The following is a 17,946-nucleotide window of genomic DNA, read 5'->3' on the forward strand; positions in this document are numbered from 1 at the left end:
AGGAAGAAATCATGACAAAATATATTAAGGCAGATTGTTTTTACTATGCGGACCAGGTTAAACCGACGGGTTATCTAGAAGTGACGGATGGTAAGTTTGGTCAATGGCTAGCGCAGGCTCCAGAAGATGCTGAGATTGTTGATTATTCAGGTTATCAAATTGCTCCTGGCTTAGTTGATACGCACATTCATGGCTATGCTGGGGCAGATGTCATGGATTGTGATTCGGATGGTATTTTGACCATGAGTCAAGAATTGTTGTCAACGGGTGTTACATCATTTTTACCAACCACTTTGACCTCTGACACTGAACGATTGGCTGCCGCAGCGAAATCGGTTGCAGATGTGGCAGGAACGGAAAAAGGTGCCAAAATTCAGGGCATTTACTTTGAAGGTCCCTATTTCACTGAAAAGTACAAGGGTGCTCAAAATGCAACCTACATGAAAAATCCAAGTTTGGAAGAATTTGCCACTTGGCAAAAAGCTGCCAACGGTTTGATTAAAAAAATCGCCTTGGCCCCAGAACGCGAGGGCGTTGCCGAATTTGTCTCAACAGTGACCAAAGAAGGGGTGACGGTCGCCCTTGGACATTCTGACGGGACTTACGCGCAAGCCAAGGCTGCCGTAGAAGCAGGAGCCTCTGTCTGGGTGCACGCTTATAATGGCATGCGTGGTCTCAATCACCGTGAACCAGGAATGGTCGGTGCGGTTTACAATATTCAAAATACCTACGCTGAACTTATCTGCGATGGGCACCATGTTAGCCCAGTTGCTTGTGATATTCTCATGCGACAAAAAAACCACAATCACGTTGCTCTGATTACTGACTGTATGGCGGCGGGTGGTCAACCTGACGGCGACTATATGCTGGGTGAATTTCCAGTCACCGTCGCTGATGGCACTGCTCGTTTGAAAGAAGGTGGCAATTTGGCGGGTTCCATCTTGAAATTAAAAGATGGGCTTAAAAATGTCGTTTCTTGGGGCATTGCTAGCGCCGAGGAAGCCATACGTATGGCTAGCCTGATTCCAGCTATTTCAGTAGGAATTGATGATGTCTGCGGTCAAATTAAAGCAGGCTATGTAGCGGATTTTATCGTTCTTGATAAGGATTTAGACCTGCAAGCTACTTATCTGGACGGGCAAAAAGTCTGGGAAGCTTAATTATTGAAGAGGCTGGGATTAGCTCAGCCTCATTTTTGATTAACTATTAGAAAGTTTAATGTTTATCATTGACAAATAGTATCAGAACAAGTATCTTTAAAAGAGAAATTTATACAGAGAACGAGTGACTAATTGACAAAATATAAAGCTAAGGAGTTTGAGCTGGCATTAGTTTTTATAGCCATCTTTTGTGGTTTACTAGCGACAGAATTTTTATGTGTTACCAGCGACCATAGTCTTCAAGAAATCATAGAGTTTTCGAGTTTGTTTCCCCATGGTCTATTTTTATTTGGCTTGATTACCTTTTGTGAGCGCTGAGCTTGGTTGCGAGTTGATGATAATCTCTTCGCTTTCAAAAATTTCAGCCTGATTGTGATTAGCTTACTAGCTTTGTCTGTTATTGATAAAATCGGTTTATGGTGGATTTCGGTTTTGGATACGGAGACTACTGCTGTTGAAGGTGCACTGACTTCTTCGATTGAAAACGTTCCCTTACTCATGCCTTTTTCGGCAGTCTTTGTCTACCCCATTTTTGAAAGCATGATTTTCCAGGGTTTTATGTTTAATAGCTTCTTCCAGAAACATCTCTATCTTTGTATCAGCTTTGCTATTTGCCTTAGTTCATGGTGCCATTAGTCTACCAAGCCTCTTTATGTATATGGGGAGTAACTTTGTTTTATCCATACTCTACATTGAAACGGATTATTTAATTTTGCCCATGGTTGTTTTTATGATTAACAATATGGTCAACCTTTTTTAAAAACTGAGTATTTATCCAAATTGGACAAATGAATTTTTTTTTGCTATAATACGTGTCAAAGAAAGAGGTTGTTTCTGAAAGAATTTCTCAGCGAGTCTAGGACAGTGAGAGCTAGACAGGATGGCAGAAATGATTGGCACTTTCGCTTGATGAGTCATCAAGTTCATAAATGTAAGTAATGAAGTAATAAATTAGGGTGGAACCGCGTTTCGACGCCCCTATGTCAGAAAAGGCATAGGAGCAGAAAGATGTGGTTCTTTTCTCGTATGCTAAACTCAAAACAAAAGAAAATAATGAGGAGAAAAACATGTCTAAGAAATTGACTTTCCAAGAGATTATTTTGACCTTGCAACAATTTTGGAATGACCAAGGTTGTATGCTTATGCAGGCTTACGATAATGAAAAAGGTGCGGGGACTATGTCACCTTACACTTTCCTTCGTGCCATCGGTCCAGAACCATGGAACGCAGCTTACGTAGAGCCATCTCGTCGTCCTGCCGATGGTCGTTACGGTGAAAATCCTAACCGTCTTTACCAACACCACCAATTCCAAGTGGTTATGAAACCATCACCATCGAATATTCAAGAGCTTTATCTTAAATCATTGGAATTGCTTGGTATCAATCCACTTGAACACGATATCCGTTTCGTTGAGGATAACTGGGAAAACCCATCGACAGGTTCTGCTGGTCTTGGTTGGGAAGTTTGGCTTGATGGTATGGAAATCACTCAGTTCACATATTTCCAACAAGTTGGTGGCTTGCAAACTGGTCCTGTAACTTCAGAAGTCACATACGGTTTGGAACGTTTGGCATCATACATCCAAGAAGTGGATTCTGTTTATGATATCGAATGGGCTCCAGGTGTTAAATACGGTGAAATCTTCAAACAACCAGAGTACGAACATTCAAAATACTCATTTGAAATTTCTGACCAAGATATGCTTCTTGAAAACTTCGAAAAATTTGAAAAAGAAGCTAATCGTGCTTTAGAAGAAGGTCTTGTTCACCCAGCCTATGACTACGTTTTGAAATGCTCACACACTTTCAACTTGCTTGATGCCCGCGGAGCCGTTTCTGTAACAGAACGTGCTGGCTACATCGCTCGTATTCGTAATTTGGCGCGTGTAGTTGCTAAAACATTCGTTGCTGAGCGTAAAAAACTTGGATTCCCATTGTTGGATGAAGCAACTCGTGCAGAATTGTTGAAGGAGGACGCAGAATAATGACGAAAGATTTATTAGTAGAACTTGGATTAGAAGAGATTCCAGCCTATGTTGTCACTCCAAGTGAACAACAATTAGGTCAAAAAATGGCTAAATTCTTGGAAGACAACCGCTTGCCTTTCGAATCAGTAGAAACATTCTCAACACCACGTCGTTTGGCTGTTCGTGTCAAAGGCTTGGCTGATCAACAAACGGATTTGACGGAAGACTTTAAAGGACCTTCTAAGAAAATTGCTTTAGATGCTGAAGGCAACTTCTCAAAAGCAGCCCAAGGTTTCGTTCGTGGAAAAGGGTTGACCGTTGATGACATTGAATTCCGTGAAGTTAAGGGTGAAGAATACGTTTATGTCACTAAACATGAAGCTGGAAAACCTGCTGTAGAGGTACTTGCTGGTGTACCAGAAGTACTTGCAAGCATGACTTTCCCAGTTAACATGCACTGGGCTGGTAACTCATTTGAGTACATCCGTCCTGTTCATACCTTGACAGTACTTCTTGATGACCAAGCATTGGACATGGTTTTCCTTGATATCCACTCAGGACGTGTTAGCCGTGGTCACCGTTTCTTGGGTCAAGAAACTGAAATTGCTTCAGCCAACTCTTATGAGGATGATTTGCGCCAGCAATTTGTCATCGTAAACGCTAAAGAACGCGAGCAAATGATTGTGGACCAAATCAAGGCTATCGAAGCTGATCGTAATGTTCAAGTGGAAATCGATGAAGATCTTCTTAACGAAGTCCTTAACTTGGTCGAATACCCAACTGCCTTTGTTGGTTCATTTGACACTAAATACCTTGAAGTGCCGGAAGAAGTCTTGGTGACTTCAATGAAGAACCACCAACGTTACTTCGTTGTCCGTGACCAAGCAGGTAAACTCTTGCCAAACTTTATCTCGGTTCGTAACGGTAACGCTGAGCATATCGAAAATGTCATCAAAGGGAATGAAAAAGTTTTGGTTGCCCGTCTTGAAGATGGTGAATTCTTCTGGCATGAAGATCAAAAACTTAAGATTGCTGACCTTGTTGAAAAACTCAAACACGTGACTTTCCATGAAAAAATCGGTTCACTTTACGAACACATGGGACGTACAAAAGTCATTGCTGACCACCTTGCTGACCAAGCTGGACTTTCAGCAGATGAAAAAGAAGCAGTGCTTCGTGCAGCTGGCATCTACAAATTCGACCTTTTAACAGGAATGGTTGATGAGTTTGATGAATTGCAAGGAATCATGGGTGAAAAATATGCCCTACTTGCTGGTGAGACACCTGCCGTTGCAGCTGCCATTCGTGAGCATTACATGCCAACATCAGCTGACGGTGAACTTCCTGAAACTAAAGTCGGTGCTGTTCTTGCCATCGCTGACAAATTGGATACAGTTTTGTCATTCTTCTCAGTTGGCTTGATTCCAAGCGGTTCAAACGACCCTTACGCCCTTCGTCGTGCGACTCAAGGTATCGTTCGTATTCTTGATGCCTTCGGTTGGGAAATTCCGCTTGATGAGTTGGTAGCTAACCTTTACAACTTGTCATTTGACAGCTTGACTTACACTAACCAAGAAGAAGTCATGAGCTTCCTTTCAGCTCGTATTGAGAAGATGATCGATGCCTCTATTGCTAAGGATATCCGTGCTGCTGTTTTGGCATCAGACACTTATGTGGTTCGCCTTGTTCTTGAAGCTAGCGCAGCCATTGCCCAAAAGAGCAAAGAAGATGGCTACAAGGCTGCAGTTGAGAGTCTTTCACGTGCCTTTAACTTGGCAGAAAAGGCTGACGCTTCTGTTGAAGTTGACAGCTCTCTCTTTGAAAATGCCCAAGAAACATCCCTCAACCAAGCTGTTGCTTCACTTGAATTGACAGACGACATGTCAGCTAATTTGAACAAACTCTTCGCCCTCAGCTCAGTCATCGATGACTTCTTTGACAACACAATGGTCATGGCAGAAGACGAAAAAATCAGAAACAATCGCTTAGCTCTCCTTGCAAGCCTTGTTGCTAAAGCTAAAAAAGTAGCAGTCTTTAACTTGTTGAATACTAAATAGAAAAAATCGGAGAAAGGAATTGAACCCGATCGGAAAGCTAGTGATTTTCCTAAAATTCTGACGCTTTCTGGTCGCTCTTGGTATCTTAAATGACCCCAGAAAAAATCGCTCGTATTAACGAGCTCGCTAAAAAGAAGAAAACAGAAGGCTTGACCGGTGAAGAAAAGGTTGAGCAATCTAAATTGCGCGAAGAATATATTGCAGGTTTTAAACGTTCAGTTCGCCACCACATCGAAGGTATTAAAATTGTGGATGAAGAAGGAAATGACGTGACACCTGAGAAACTTCGCCAAGTCCAACGTGAAAAAGGTCTGCATGGCCGTAGTTTGGACGATCCAAATTCATAAGATTCCAATCCCTTTGCACAAGCTGTGAGGGGATTTTTTCTGTTCCGGGTGATATAATGAAGTAAAATCAACACGAAGGAGCCATCTCAATGACTAAAAAATACATCATGTCAATCGACCAAGGAACAACCAGTTCGCGTGCTATTATTTTCAATCACAATGGTAAGGCTATCGCTTCAAGTCAAAAGGAGTTGACGCAGATTTTTCCTCAGGCTGGCTGGGTTGAGCATGACGCTATGGAAATTTGGCACTCGGTTCAGTCGGTCATTGCGGATGCTTTTATTGAATCTGGAATCAAACCCCATCAGATTGAAGCCATTGGTATCACTAATCAGCGTGAAACAACGGTTATTTGGGATAAGGAGACTGGTCTTCCTATCCATAATGCTGTCGTCTGGCAATCTCGCCAGACTGCTGACCTGGCGGACGATTTGAAAGTAGCTGGGCATACAGATATGATTCATGAGAAAACTGGCTTGGTCATTGATGCTTATTTTTCAGCGACTAAGATTCGTTGGATTTTGGACCATGTGGCTGGCGCTCAAGAACGAGCAGAGAATGGCGAGCTATTGTTCGGTACCATCGACACTTGGTTGCTCTGGAAATTCACAGACGGAGCTGTTCATGTGACGGATTATTCCAATGCTTCAAGGACCATGCTTTATAATATTACTGATTTGCAGTGGGATGATGATATTTTAGACTTGCTCAATATTCCTAAAATCATGCTTCCAGAGGTTCGTTCCAATTCAGAAATTTATGGCTATACAGCGCCTTTTCATTTTTACGGCGGGCGTGTTCCGATTGCGGGGATGGCTGGTGACCAACAGGCTGCGCTTTTTGGTCAGTTGGCTTTTGAGCCTGGCATGGTCAAAAATACTTACGGAACAGGCTCTTTCATTGTCATGAATACAGGTCAACAGGCTCAGTTGTCTAAGCACAATTTACTGACGACTATTGCTTACGGCATTGATGGTCAGGTTTCTTATGCGCTTGAAGGGTCTATTTTCATTGCGGGTAGTGCTATTCAGTGGCTTCGTGATGGGCTGGAGATGATTGATTCCTCAAGTGAGACAGAAGCGCTAGCCTATTTGTCAAGAAATGACGATGAAATCTATGTGGTGCCAGCTTTCACAGGGCTTGGGGCACCTTACTGGGACTCAAAAGCGCGTGGCGCTATATTTGGCTTGACGCGTGGGTCCAGCAAGGCAGACATGGTCAAGGCGACGCTTCAATCTATCGCCTACCAAGTGCGCGACATCATCGAAACCTTGGAGTTAGATTCAGGCATTGCCATTCAGAAATTACGGGTGGACGGCGGGGCTTCCCAAAACCGTTATCTCATGCAATTTCAGGCAGATATTTTGGGAAATACAGTAGCGCGTGCGGAAAATTTAGAAACGACTGCGCTTGGTGTCGCCTTCTTTGCAGGTTTGGCGGTCGGCTACTGGAAAAATCTGGAGACCTTAAAAGCGCTCAATGCTGATGGCGATATTTTTCAGGCGCAGTTATCCGAAGAAGACTGTGAACGACTTTATAGAGGTTGGAAACGTGCAGTAAGAGCAACGCAAGTTTTCGCTGAACTTGAGGATAATTCAGAAAGATAGCCTGAAAATTTCAGTAACGTTCCTATCATTTTATGTTATAATATAAAAGACGAACAATGCATAATTTAGTTGTTAAAAACAGAAAGGTTTTATCATGACTTTTGATTCTATTGATCAATTAGCGGTCAATACCGTCCGCACGCTTTCTATCGATGCTATCCAAGCAGCTAACTCAGGTCACCCTGGACTTCCAATGGGGGCTGCACCAATGGCCTATGTGCTTTGGAATAAATTCTTGAATGTCAATCCAAAAACAAGCCGTAACTGGACTAACCGTGACCGTTTCGTGCTTTCAGCTGGACATGGTTCTGCCCTTCTTTATAGCCTCCTTCACTTGGCTGGTTACGATTTATCAATCGACGATTTGAAACAATTCCGTCAATGGGGTTCTAAAACACCTGGTCACCCAGAAGTGAATCATACTGATGGTGTTGAAGCAACAACTGGTCCTCTTGGACAAGGGATTGCTAACGCCGTGGGTATGGCAATGGCAGAGGCTCACTTGGCAGCTAAATTTAACAAACCAGGCTTTAACTTGGTTGACCACTACACATACGCTCTTCACGGTGATGGCTGTTTGATGGAAGGCGTTAGCCAAGAAGCTGCTAGCCTTGCAGGTCACCTTAAACTTGGTAAATTGGTCCTTCTTTACGATTCAAATGATATCTCACTTGATGGACCAACCTCACAAGCCTTTACAGAAGATGTTAAAGGTAAATTTGAAGCTTACGGTTGGCAACATATCTTGGTAGAAGATGGTAATGATTTGGAAGTCATCGCTAGCGCTATCGAAGCCGCTAAAGCTGAAACTGAAAAACCATCAATCATCGAAGTCAAAACTATCATCGGTTTTGGTGCTGAAAAACAAGGAACGTCAGCAGTTCACGGTGCGCCACTTGGTGCAGAAGGCATTGCTTACGCTAAAAAAGCTTATGGCTGGGATTATCCAGAATTTACAGTTCCTGACGAAGTTGCTCGCCGTTTTGAAGTTGGTATCAAATTCCGCGGTGAAGAAAAAGAAAATGCCTGGAACTCACTTTTTGCTAAATATGAAAAAGAGTACCCAGAGTTGGCGGCAGAATATAAAGCAGCCTTTGCTGGTGAAGCAGAAACAGTTGATTTGGAAGCTCACGAACTAGGCTCATCAGTTGCTAGTCGTGTGTCAAGCCAACAAGCCATCCAACAATTATCAGCTCAATTACCAAACTTCTGGGGTGGTTCAGCTGACCTATCAGCTTCAAACAACACAATGGTTGCTGCTGAAAATGATTTCCAAGCTGATAACTACGCAGGTCGTAACATTTGGTTTGGTGTCCGTGAATTTGCCATGGCTGCTGCTATGAATGGTATTGCCCTTCACGGTGGTACTCGTGTTTACGGCGGAACCTTCTTCGTCTTCTCAAACTACCTTCTTCCAGCTGTTCGTATGGCTGCGCTTCAAAGTCTTCCAACAGTTTACGTCATGACACATGACTCAATCGCTGTTGGTGAAGATGGACCAACTCACGAACCAGTCGAACAATTGGCTTCAGTTCGTTCAATGCCAAATCTTAACGTTATTCGTCCAGCAGATGGAAATGAAACAAACGCTGCTTGGAAACGCGCGGTAGCTGAAACTGACCGTCCAACAATGCTTGTCTTGACGCGCCAAAACTTGCCTGTCCTTGAAGGCACTGCTGAATTGGCAGAAACTGGTGTCAACAAAGGAGCTTACGTGATTTCAGAAGCTAAAGGTGACCTTGATGGTATCCTTATCGCAACAGGTTCTGAAGTGAAATTGGCTCTTGATGCGCAAGCTGAACTTGAAGCTCAAGGCATTCATGTACGTGTGGTCTCAATGCCATCACAAAACCTTTTTGACGAACAAGATGCAGCTTACCAAGAAGAAGTTCTCCCAGCAGCAGTCACAAAACGTCTTGCTATCGAAGCTGGCTCAAGCTTTGGTTGGGGTAAATACGTTGGTCTCCAAGGTAAAACACTTACCATCGATACTTGGGGAGCATCTGCCCCAGGAACTAAAATCTTTGAAGAGTACGGTTTCACAGTTGATAATACCGTAGCCCTTTATAAATCATTCTAAGATAACTGAGGTTGCGATACATTCAGTGCAGGTCTTTTGTTTTAGCATGATAATCGGTAGAACGGTCACGTCAAACGTATGAAGGAACTATTGATTTCAGAAAATGCACACAACGAAAATTAAGGCTCATTGTCACCCACTACAGGTGACAATGAGCCTATTTTTTATCAATCAATCTTCGTCATCACGATTGATGGTAATTCCCATAACGGTGAGGTGACCGTTGCTGATGAGTGTGATGACCAGGTGGGCAAGGTCTTTGGCTGACATGTCAAAATCAGATTTAATCCACCAGAGTAGAGTACCTGTGAAAATGCTAGTGAGATAGGCAACCACGAAATCAGTTGGAACGCTTCCACCAGATTCAATGACATTGAGTTTGTCCAAAATATCGGCGTATTTATCGTGGAGGAGTTTGGCAAAGTTAGCTTGGAGAATTTCGTGAGAAATACTCAGCAGAACGATTTTAGCGATAGCTTGGTTTTTTTCAAGGGTTCGATAGAAGTTGGTCAGCAGACGCTCAGCTTTTTTCACCTTGACCGTATCACCTTTGGTAATCTGCGCAGCGTCAATCATGTCAGAGAGCTCCATCATCATTTGCTCCTGGATACCTTTTTGAAGCTGATCCTTGTCGGCATAATGAGCATAGAAAGTGGTGCGGTTAATCATGGCCTCGTCAGCAATGTCTTGGATAGTAATCTTGTCATAAGGTTTTTGGCTGAGCAATTTTGTGAAGGCATCAAAAATGAGTTTTTCGGTTCTTAAATAGCGGATATCTGTGAATTTCATAATCCATCTCCTAGATAAACGACAGATAGTTGGTTATGTGTTGTTTAAACAACAATTTCCAAAAAAGTAGCGATTGAATTTTCAAATCTTAGTCTTATAATAATTATAACAAACAGACTGTTTGATAAGCAACGATTTGTAGGTTCATTGACAATCTGTTGGCAAAAAGGTTTTGAAAGTTAGGTGAAATGATGAATAGAGCAGGAATTGATGTCGGGTCAACGACAGTTAAGTTAGTTGTTTTAAATGAAAAGAATGACTTGTTGTTTTCACGTTATGAACGTCACTTTTCAGATGTAAAGGCGGCAACGATTAAGGTGCTAAATGAAGTCATTGCAGAGCTTGGAGACCAGACCGTTTCTATTGCTATTACTGGTTCTGGTGGTATGGGGCTCTCAGATGTCGCAGCTATTCCTTTTGTTCAGGAAGTGATTGCCGCAACAACGACTGTTGAAAAACTCATTCCACAGACAGATGTCGTCATTGAGTTGGGAGGGGAAGATGCTAAGATGACTTTCTTTGGCGATTCTCTTGAACAACGCATGAACGGTACTTGTGCAGGTGGTACGGGTGCCTTTATCGACCAAATGGCAGAGCTTTTAAAAACAGATGCCAATGGTGTCAACGAACTAGCCAAGGGCTATGAAACAATTTACCCAATCGCTAGTCGTTGCGGTGTCTTTGCTAAAACCGATGTTCAACCTTTAATCAACGAAGGAGCTCGTAAGGAAGACATTGCGGCATCTATTTTCCAAGCGGTGGTTAATCAAACTATTGCTGGCTTGGCGTCAGGTCGGAAGATTATCGGAAATATCGCTTTTTTGGGCGGTCCTCTCTTCTTTATGAGTGAGTTGCGCCAGCGATTTATCGAAACGCTAAACATCACCCCAGATCACGTGGTTTTTCCAGAAAATCCGCAACTTTTCGTGGCTATGGGTGCAGCTTTTGATGACAATCAAGTGACGCTTACCTTGTTGCAAATTATCCACAACTTGGAGAACAATAGCTCAGACAGATTGGTACCTAAGAAGACTTTGGACGTTCTTTTCAAGGATGAGGCGGAGCTTAGTGAGTGGCGTGAACGCCACAATGAGGCTAGCGCTCAATATGCGGATATCGCCACAGCCTCTGGTCCAACATTTTTGGGAATTGACGCGGGTTCTACGACCTCGAAGGTGATTTTAATTGACACTGAAGGGCGTATCCTTTTCCAACATTATGGCAATAATGAAGGGCAACCGCTAGAAAATATTATCAAGATTTTGAAGGAAGTTTACCGTCAGTTGCCTGATGATGCCTTTATCGCCCGCTCTTGTGTGACGGGTTACGGGGAACAACTCATCAAGGCAGCGCTTAGGGTGGACTACGGTGAGGTTGAAACCGTTGCTCACTTTAAGGCAGCCAATTATTTCAATCCAGGTGTTGATTTCATTTTGGATATTGGTGGTCAGGATATGAAGGCTATGAGTGTTCAGGATGGGGCTTTGTCAAGTATTCAGTTGAATGAAGCCTGCTCATCTGGTTGCGGTTCTTTCATTGAAACCTTTGCCAAGTCTTTGAAATACGATGTGAAGGATTTTGCTCAAGTGGCCTTGCTTGCTAAGCATCCAGTGGATTTGGGGTCAAAATGTACCGTCTTTATGAATTCAAAAGTGAAACAGGTTCAAAAAGAGGGGGCAACCGTTGCTGATATTTCAGCTGGGCTGTCTTACTCCGTCATCAAAAATGCACTCTACAAGGTTATCAAAGTAAAACGTCCCGAAGATTTAGGGCAAAAGATTGTAGTGCAGGGGGGGACCTTCTACAATGAGGCGGTGCTTAGAGCCTTTGAATTGGTCAGTGAACGCGAGGTCGTTCGTCCAAGTATCGCAGGTTTGATGGGAGCTTATGGCTGCGCTTTGATTTCACAAGAAAAATATGAGGATGAGATGGCTCTTGTCGCAGAAGCGCCAGCTGTTCTCGCCTAGGAGTTGGAGAAATGGTAGAAACAATAACAAGACAAACAGGGTCTAGCTTGATGGGCTTGGATGAGCTTGATAGCTTTTCAGCACAAAAAGAATTCACCCGCTGTGGTTTATGTGAAAATAACTGTGCCTTGACGGTGACGATTTTCAATGATGGTTCAAAATTTGTAACGGGTAACCGTTGTGAACGTGGTGCTGAGAAAGTTACTAAAATTAAATTTGACCGAAGCAATCAAAAAGAAAATCTCGTTGATTACAAGTACAAAAAACTCTTTAAGTACAAGGCTTTATCTAAAAAGGAAGCTATTCATGGGATTATTGGGGTGCCTCGTGTGCTCAACATGTATGAAAACTATCCTCTTTGGCATACAATTCTGACGGACTTAGGTTTCCGTGTGCAGTTATCGCCAAAATCTGATAAACGTTTATTCGAAAAGGGGATTGAAACCATTCCTTCTGATACGGTTTGCTATCCTGCTAAGATGGTTCACGGTCATATTCAAGCCTTGATTGACCGCAAGGTTGATGCAATTTTTTACCCAAGTGTCATCTACGAACAAATTGAAAATAGCAAGGCTCCCAATCACTACAATTGCCCGATTGTGCAAGGATATCCAGAGGTTATTGAAAAGAATATGGACCCTATCCGCGATAGTGAGGTCAAATTCTACCATCCTTTTGTGAATTTGGCAGACCCTGAAACGCTGGTTTTCTCTCTGTCTAAGGCTTTCGCTGACTACGGAGACATCAATGAAGACGATATCCGCAAGGCGGTTGAACATGGTTTCCAAGCGCTCAGTGATTTCAAAAAAGACATTCAAGAAAAAGCAGATGAGCTCTTGATGACCATTGCCATGAAAAAAGAAAAGGCCATCGTCTTGTCAGGGCGTCCTTATCACTTGGACCCTGAAATCAATCACGGGATTGCTAATATCATCACCCAAGAAGGTTTCCATGTCTTGACTGAGGATATGGTGTCAGGTTTGGAAGAAGTGTCAGGCTTGCGCGTGGTTAATCAATGGGTTTACCATTCACGCCTCTACGCAGCAGCCAAGGTTGTGGCTAAAAATCCTAATCTAGAACTGGTTCAGCTTAATAGCTTTGGTTGTGGACTGGACGCTGTCACAACCGACCAAGTGGAAGAAATCATGCGCGGACACCACAAACTTTACACGGTTCTCAAAATTGACGAAGGTAGCAATATGGGAGCCATCCGAATCCGCCTTCGTTCTTTGAAAGCAGCCGTGGAAGAAAGAGATAAGAAGTGGCAACAAAGTGGCTATCATCCAAATCTCAATCAGGTTCCTGAAATTGACGAGGTTGAGGAAGAAGAACCTGTCTTCACCAAGGAAATGAAGAAAAAGCACACGCTTCTTATGCCAATGTTGTCACCCATCCACCAAAATGGGCTCATCGAAGAAGCCTTTAAACAAGCTGGTTATCAGGTGGTTGTTTTGCCTGCTCTAGACCGAAAAGCTGTTGATGTTGGTTTGAAGTTTGTCCATAATGATGCCTGCTACCCAGCCATTATCACTATTGGACAGCTGGTTGAAGCTCTGCAAAGTGGCGATTATGACCTTCATAACACCAGTGTCATGCTAACCCAAACGGGGGGTGGTTGTCGGGCGACTAACTACATTCCTTTGTTGCGTAAGGCTCTGAAAGATTCAGGTTTCCCACAGATTCCGGTTGTTTCCATTTCCATGGGGAATCAAGGGACAGAAACTTCACCAGGTTGGAGCTTGTCTTACGGTTTCGTCAAACGCCTACTCATTAGCGTTCTCTACGGTGACCTTTTTGAACGCCTTCTTTACCGTGTGCGCCCTTATGAATCTGAAAAAGGCTCTGCCAATGCCCTTTATGACAAATGGCTAGAAATTGCGCGCCACAATGTTGCGACGGGTTCATACTTTGAGTTTAATCGCAATATGAAACGCATCATCCGAGACTTCGACCAGCTACCAACCAATGATTTCGGCAGCAAGCCAAGGGTCGGTGTTGTCGGTGAAATTTTGGTCAAGTATGCGCCGACTGCCAATAATGACATTGTCGGTCTGATTGAAAATGAAGGGGGCGAAGCCGTCGTGCCAGACTTGATTGGTTTCATGAATTATTCCCTCTTCAATCAAATTTGGAAGGCTGACGAGCTCAACATGAGTCAAAAGAGCAAACGTTTTGCCAAGCTAGGCATTGATGCCATCAACCTCCTTGAAAAACCGATGAACAAGGCTCTTGAAAAATCAGAACGTTTTGATGGTATTGAGTCTATTTATGACATTGCCAGCGACGCTTCCAAGATTATCTCAATCGGGAATCACACAGGTGAAGGCTGGTTCTTGACGGGTGAAATGATTGAGCTCTTGAACAGTGGTGTTCCTAATATCGTTTGCTTGCAACCTTTCGGTTGTTTGCCAAACCACATTGTCGGTAAAGGAATGCTCAAAGAGCTCCGCCGACAATACAAGGGTGCTAACATCGCCCCAATCGATTACGACCCAGGCTCATCAGAAGTTAACCAACTCAACCGCCTCCGCCTCATGATGACAACTGCCAAGAAGATGCAGCGCAATTAGTGTGTTAAAGAATAAGCTAAAGACAGAATCCATGACCTTGGGCTCTGTTTTTTAGGTGATGAAAACGTTTGACAAGATTTTTAGCTGGTGGTATATTAATGATAATTTAAAGCTTGTATCACTTTGACAATACAAGGGAACTGCATAACTAAGAATGGAGGTCGCATCATGAATAAGGAATGTCATAGTCTTTACAGACAGATTCAATTGTCCTATGGAAATGCTGGCATTAGAGAAAATGAGGAACTGTCCCAAATGTTGCTGACTGCTTCTAACCAGTTGATTCGGTCGGAAAATGTATCTCTGGTGGCTGCGCGTCTTAATCGTCAGTTGGACCTTTATTTGGCTAGTCATGCCTTGAAATTACCTCAGGCTATGCTTGTTTTAAAGCAGAAGTTGCAAGTTGAGGCTCAGAATTATAGGGTAGCCAAGGTGCCCTCTGTAATGCTAACTTTATTTGGTTTTGGGAAGAAATAGGAGATTATAATGATTAGATTTGAACATGTTTCGAAATTATATGGAGATAAAGAGGCGCTCAGTGATGTGTCCTTGACTATCGAAAATGGTGAGATTTTTGGCTTGATTGGGCATAATGGTGCTGGGAAGACAACGGCCATTAGTATTCTGACTTCCATTATTGAAGCGACTTACGGTCAGGTTTATGTGGATGACCTGCTTTTAGCAGAGCATCGGGATGAGATTAAGAAGAAAATCGGCTATGTGCCGGATTCACCAGATATTTTCCTCAATCTGACAGCCAATGAATACTGGCACTTTTTAGCCAAGATTTACGGTGTTGCAGACGATGAGACGGAGAAGCGCTTGGCTGACTTGGTAGCCCTCTTTGATTTGAAGGAACAGGTGGATGATGTCATTGATAGCTTTTCACATGGGATGCGTCAGAAGGTGATTGTCATTGGTGCCCTTATTTCCAATCCTGATATTTGGATTTTGGATGAACCCTTGACTGGTCTGGATCCGCAAGCCTCTTTTGATTTGAAAGAGATGATGAGGGCTCATGCCCGAGCTGGTAAGACCGTTTTATTCTCCACCCATGTTCTGGCCGTCGCGGAGCAATTATGCGACCGTATCGGCATTCTTAAGCATGGCAAGTTGATTTTTGTGGGGAGCATCGTAGAGCTTAAAGCCAATCATCCTGACAAGGACTTGGAGACCATCTACTTGGAACTAGCGGGTCGTCAGGCACAGAAGGAGGGCTAGTTTATGGACAAGTCTCGTATTTGGGAACTGATTAAAATCAATATTCTCTACTCCAATCCTCAATCTTTGACCATGCTGCGAAAACAGCAGGTCAAGAAGAAAAAGAAGAACTTCTCAGCCTACAAGCGCATGATGCGCAGTCAGCTACTTCAGATTTTGCTCTTCTCTGTGCTCTATATCTTTGTGTTTGGCATGATTGATTTTGTCAAATACCCGGGTTACTTCACTTTTTACATGGCTGTTTTCACCTTAATGGCAATGGTTAATGCCTTCATTGCCATGTATAGCGTCTTTTATGAAAGTAACGATGTTAAGACTATGGTTTACCTACCCGTCAAACCTCGGGAGCTCTACCTAGCTAAATTCGTATCGACTCTAGGTCAAGGGATGATTTTCCTGATGCCCCTTTTGACCTTGCTTCTCATCACCTACTGGAGACTCATAGGACCACTGGGCATTCTCTTGGGCTTGGTGAGCTTTGCTCTCCTCTTTCTAACAACGATGACTCTGGCCCTCTGGGTTAACAGCTTCATTGGCAGAATCATCGTGCGCAGTGCTCATCGCAAGCTGATTTCCACCGTCCTCATGACCCTTGCGACCTTTGGTGCCGTTATCCCTATCCTCTTTTTGAACATGACACCGGCAGCAGTGGACGGCCTAACTTTGGTGGACAGACCTATCATTCCTTATTTTAGAGGCTTTTATGACATCGCTGTCGCTCCTTTCTCAAGCGCAAGCCTTTTGAATTTTTGGCTTCCGCTAGTGCTGGTCGGCCTAATGATTGCAGGGATTTTTATCAAGGTCATGCCTACTTATTATCAAGAAGTGCTTTATCAGGGAGTCGCAAAGGTTAAAAAGGCTTCAAAAGCTAAAGCTAGCGCCAAGCCTGAAAGTTTGAAGCGCGTCATGGTCAAACACCACCTCTCAACCCTGCAACAGACCACCCTAGTGACCAATACCTACATGATGCCACTCTTATACGTCATCATGTTCATGGTTCCTATCATCAATGATGGCGCGCGATTTAGCCACCTTATCACTTGGCAGTATTTTGGCGTAGCTTTCCTACTAGGTTGCTTGATTGGTAGTATCTGCGCAACGCCAATGTCCTTCGTTGGGGTGGGGATTTCTTTGGAACGGGCTAATTTTTACTTTATCAAAACCCTTCCCTTTTCCTTCAAGACCTTCTTAAAAGAAAAATTCATGGTCTTGCTTGGGGCGCAAGTGATTGTTCCCCTCATCGTTTATGGCTTGGTGGGATTGGTAGTTTTGAAACTTCCAATCCTAGTAGTGCTTGCTTGTCTAGCAGGTATGGTCAGCATGAGCATTATTCAAGGTCAATTCATGTTTAAACGCGACTATAAGCATTTGGAAACTAACTGGCAGGAAGTCACCCAGCTCTTCAATCGTGGTAGTGGTCAGTGGTTAGTTTTCGGTCTTGTTTTTGGGAATATGATTCTTGGGACTATCCTGATTGGTATCAGTATCGTTTTAGCGCAAGCAATCAATGTTCTTGCCGTTAATATCAGCCTATTAGCGCTACTTGCCATCTTACTGGCTAGCTTACAATGGACGGTCAATCGTCAGTTTTGGGGGCAGTTGGATTGACTTGCTAGCTCGTAAGCCAAACTGAAAAATGAGAAAGTCAAGGCTTCTATCTCAATCATTAGCCCTCCTACAACAAGCCTATCAAAAGGATCATTGCATGATATGATGGTCCTTTTTGGCTGTTTCATAGATGGATTTTAAGATGAGCATGAGTTGCTTGATTTCTTTCTGTCTGTTGGAAATCGGCTTGCTTGTTTGTAGGGGTGTGCTAAAAGTACCAGTCTAAATGTATCAGCTTGGGGCTAATTTAGGGATACACACAATCCCTTTTACTCGAAATTTTCTGAAAAATGCGAATTTGATCTTGTCAGGGCTTGCTTTCCTATGGTATCATGGAAACTCTTTCAGCATTCTTCTTAACTGCGGAGGTTTTTGGGGAGATAGGGGAGTGGCTTTCCTTGTTGGCTAAGGGGCAGGGGTGTTTGACTTGTTTGTCCCTCAGATACACGGTGTACTAACTTGTCCGACATGTGGTTCTGGTCAGATACACGGTGCACCAGCTGTCTGCTGAGGAACCAATCAACTTAACTGCTCTGCTATTTTCCAAAAGTATCTAAAAGCAAGAGAAGCTCT

Annotated in this window: 14 protein-coding genes; 13 read left to right on the forward strand and 1 reads right to left on the reverse strand. The window is 43.3% G+C overall.

All coding sequences use genetic code 11. From position 1 onward, the window contains the following. Positions 1 to 11 precede the first annotated feature (11 nt). From nagA to tkt, 8 genes are all read left to right on the forward strand, one after another. Positions 12 to 1,160, forward strand: a complete 1,149-nt coding sequence (nagA, locus tag IYQ92_RS05275) for an N-acetylglucosamine-6-phosphate deacetylase (RefSeq protein WP_195675686.1) — start codon at positions 12 to 14, stop codon at positions 1,158 to 1,160. A 324-nt stretch (positions 1,161 to 1,484) separates the two neighbouring features. Next, positions 1,485 to 1,796: a hypothetical protein gene (locus IYQ92_RS05280; RefSeq protein WP_195675747.1), complete on the forward strand. Its 312-nt coding sequence runs from the start codon at positions 1,485 to 1,487 to the stop codon at positions 1,794 to 1,796. Further along, positions 1,765 to 1,920 (forward strand): hypothetical protein, encoded by a 156-nt coding sequence (locus IYQ92_RS10700; RefSeq protein ID WP_195675687.1) that lies wholly within the window; start codon positions 1,765 to 1,767, stop codon positions 1,918 to 1,920. Before IYQ92_RS05280 ends, IYQ92_RS10700 begins: the two co-directional genes overlap by 32 nt. Positions 1,921 to 2,227: 307 nt before the next feature. Next, positions 2,228 to 3,145 carry a glycine--tRNA ligase subunit alpha gene (gene glyQ, locus IYQ92_RS05290; protein ID WP_195675688.1) on the forward strand — a complete coding sequence of 306 codons (918 nt, stop codon included), beginning with the start codon at positions 2,228 to 2,230 and terminating at the stop codon, positions 3,143 to 3,145. Next, complete coding sequence (glyS, locus tag IYQ92_RS05295) at positions 3,145 to 5,184, forward strand: glycine--tRNA ligase subunit beta (RefSeq protein WP_195675689.1); 2,040 nt, start codon at positions 3,145 to 3,147, stop codon at positions 5,182 to 5,184. Before glyQ ends, glyS begins: the two co-directional genes overlap by 1 nt. Before the next feature lie 89 nt (positions 5,185 to 5,273). Then, positions 5,274 to 5,531: a DUF896 family protein gene (locus tag IYQ92_RS05300; protein ID WP_195675690.1), complete on the forward strand. Its 258-nt coding sequence runs from the start codon at positions 5,274 to 5,276 to the stop codon at positions 5,529 to 5,531. Positions 5,532 to 5,614: 83 nt separating this feature from the next. Continuing rightward, a complete protein-coding gene (glpK, locus tag IYQ92_RS05305; RefSeq protein ID WP_195675744.1) occupies positions 5,615 to 7,138 on the forward strand; it encodes a glycerol kinase GlpK in 1,524 nt (507 codons plus the stop codon). Positions 7,139 to 7,232: 94 nt separating this feature from the next. Further along, on the forward strand, positions 7,233 to 9,218 hold the full coding sequence (tkt, locus tag IYQ92_RS05310) for a transketolase (protein ID WP_195675691.1): 1,986 nt from the start codon (positions 7,233 to 7,235) through the stop codon (positions 9,216 to 9,218). Positions 9,219 to 9,389: 171 nt separating this feature from the next. Here tkt and IYQ92_RS05315 read toward each other — a convergent pair whose 3' ends face one another. Beyond that, complete coding sequence (locus tag IYQ92_RS05315) at positions 9,390 to 10,007, reverse strand: TetR/AcrR family transcriptional regulator (protein WP_195675692.1); 618 nt, start codon at positions 10,005 to 10,007, stop codon at positions 9,390 to 9,392. A 191-nt stretch (positions 10,008 to 10,198) separates the two neighbouring features. On the opposite strand from IYQ92_RS05315, the gene IYQ92_RS05320 reads away from it, so the two are divergent. From IYQ92_RS05320 to IYQ92_RS05340, 5 genes are all read left to right on the forward strand, one after another. Further along, entirely contained in the window at positions 10,199 to 11,974 is a 1,776-nt protein-coding gene (locus IYQ92_RS05320) for an acyl-CoA dehydratase activase (protein WP_195675745.1), read from the forward strand. A gap of 11 nt (positions 11,975 to 11,985) precedes the next feature. Then, complete coding sequence (locus tag IYQ92_RS05325) at positions 11,986 to 14,544, forward strand: acyl-CoA dehydratase activase-related protein (protein WP_195675693.1); 2,559 nt, start codon at positions 11,986 to 11,988, stop codon at positions 14,542 to 14,544. Positions 14,545 to 14,712: 168 nt separating this feature from the next. After that, on the forward strand, positions 14,713 to 15,021 hold the full coding sequence (locus tag IYQ92_RS05330) for a bacteriocin immunity protein (protein ID WP_195675694.1): 309 nt from the start codon (positions 14,713 to 14,715) through the stop codon (positions 15,019 to 15,021). Between the two features lie 9 nt (positions 15,022 to 15,030). Further along, a complete protein-coding gene (locus IYQ92_RS05335; protein ID WP_195675695.1) occupies positions 15,031 to 15,765 on the forward strand; it encodes an ABC transporter ATP-binding protein in 735 nt (244 codons plus the stop codon). A gap of 3 nt (positions 15,766 to 15,768) precedes the next feature. After that, a complete protein-coding gene (locus IYQ92_RS05340; RefSeq protein ID WP_195675696.1) occupies positions 15,769 to 17,373 on the forward strand; it encodes an ABC transporter permease in 1,605 nt (534 codons plus the stop codon). The last annotated feature ends 573 nt before the right edge of the window (positions 17,374 to 17,946 follow it).

This window comes from Streptococcus sp. HF-1907, assembly GCF_015594605.1.
Classification (GTDB): Bacteria; Bacillota; Bacilli; order Lactobacillales; family Streptococcaceae; genus Streptococcus.

Coding starts and splice junctions, on each gene's coding strand:
- glyQ (WP_195675688.1), top strand. CDS start 2,228: ATGTCTAAGAAATTGACTTTCCAAGAGATTATTTTGACCTTGCAACAA.
- IYQ92_RS05335 (WP_195675695.1), top strand. CDS start 15,031: ATGATTAGATTTGAACATGTTTCGAAATTATATGGAGATAAAGAGGCG.
- IYQ92_RS05300 (WP_195675690.1), top strand. CDS start 5,274: ATGACCCCAGAAAAAATCGCTCGTATTAACGAGCTCGCTAAAAAGAAG.
- IYQ92_RS05325 (WP_195675693.1), top strand. CDS start 11,986: ATGGTAGAAACAATAACAAGACAAACAGGGTCTAGCTTGATGGGCTTG.
- tkt (WP_195675691.1), top strand. CDS start 7,233: ATGACTTTTGATTCTATTGATCAATTAGCGGTCAATACCGTCCGCACG.
- IYQ92_RS05320 (WP_195675745.1), top strand. CDS start 10,199: ATGAATAGAGCAGGAATTGATGTCGGGTCAACGACAGTTAAGTTAGTT.
- IYQ92_RS05330 (WP_195675694.1), top strand. CDS start 14,713: ATGAATAAGGAATGTCATAGTCTTTACAGACAGATTCAATTGTCCTAT.
- IYQ92_RS05315 (WP_195675692.1), bottom strand. CDS start 10,007: ATGAAATTCACAGATATCCGCTATTTAAGAACCGAAAAACTCATTTTT.
- IYQ92_RS05340 (WP_195675696.1), top strand. CDS start 15,769: ATGGACAAGTCTCGTATTTGGGAACTGATTAAAATCAATATTCTCTAC.
- glyS (WP_195675689.1), top strand. CDS start 3,145: ATGACGAAAGATTTATTAGTAGAACTTGGATTAGAAGAGATTCCAGCC.
- nagA (WP_195675686.1), top strand. CDS start 12: ATGACAAAATATATTAAGGCAGATTGTTTTTACTATGCGGACCAGGTT.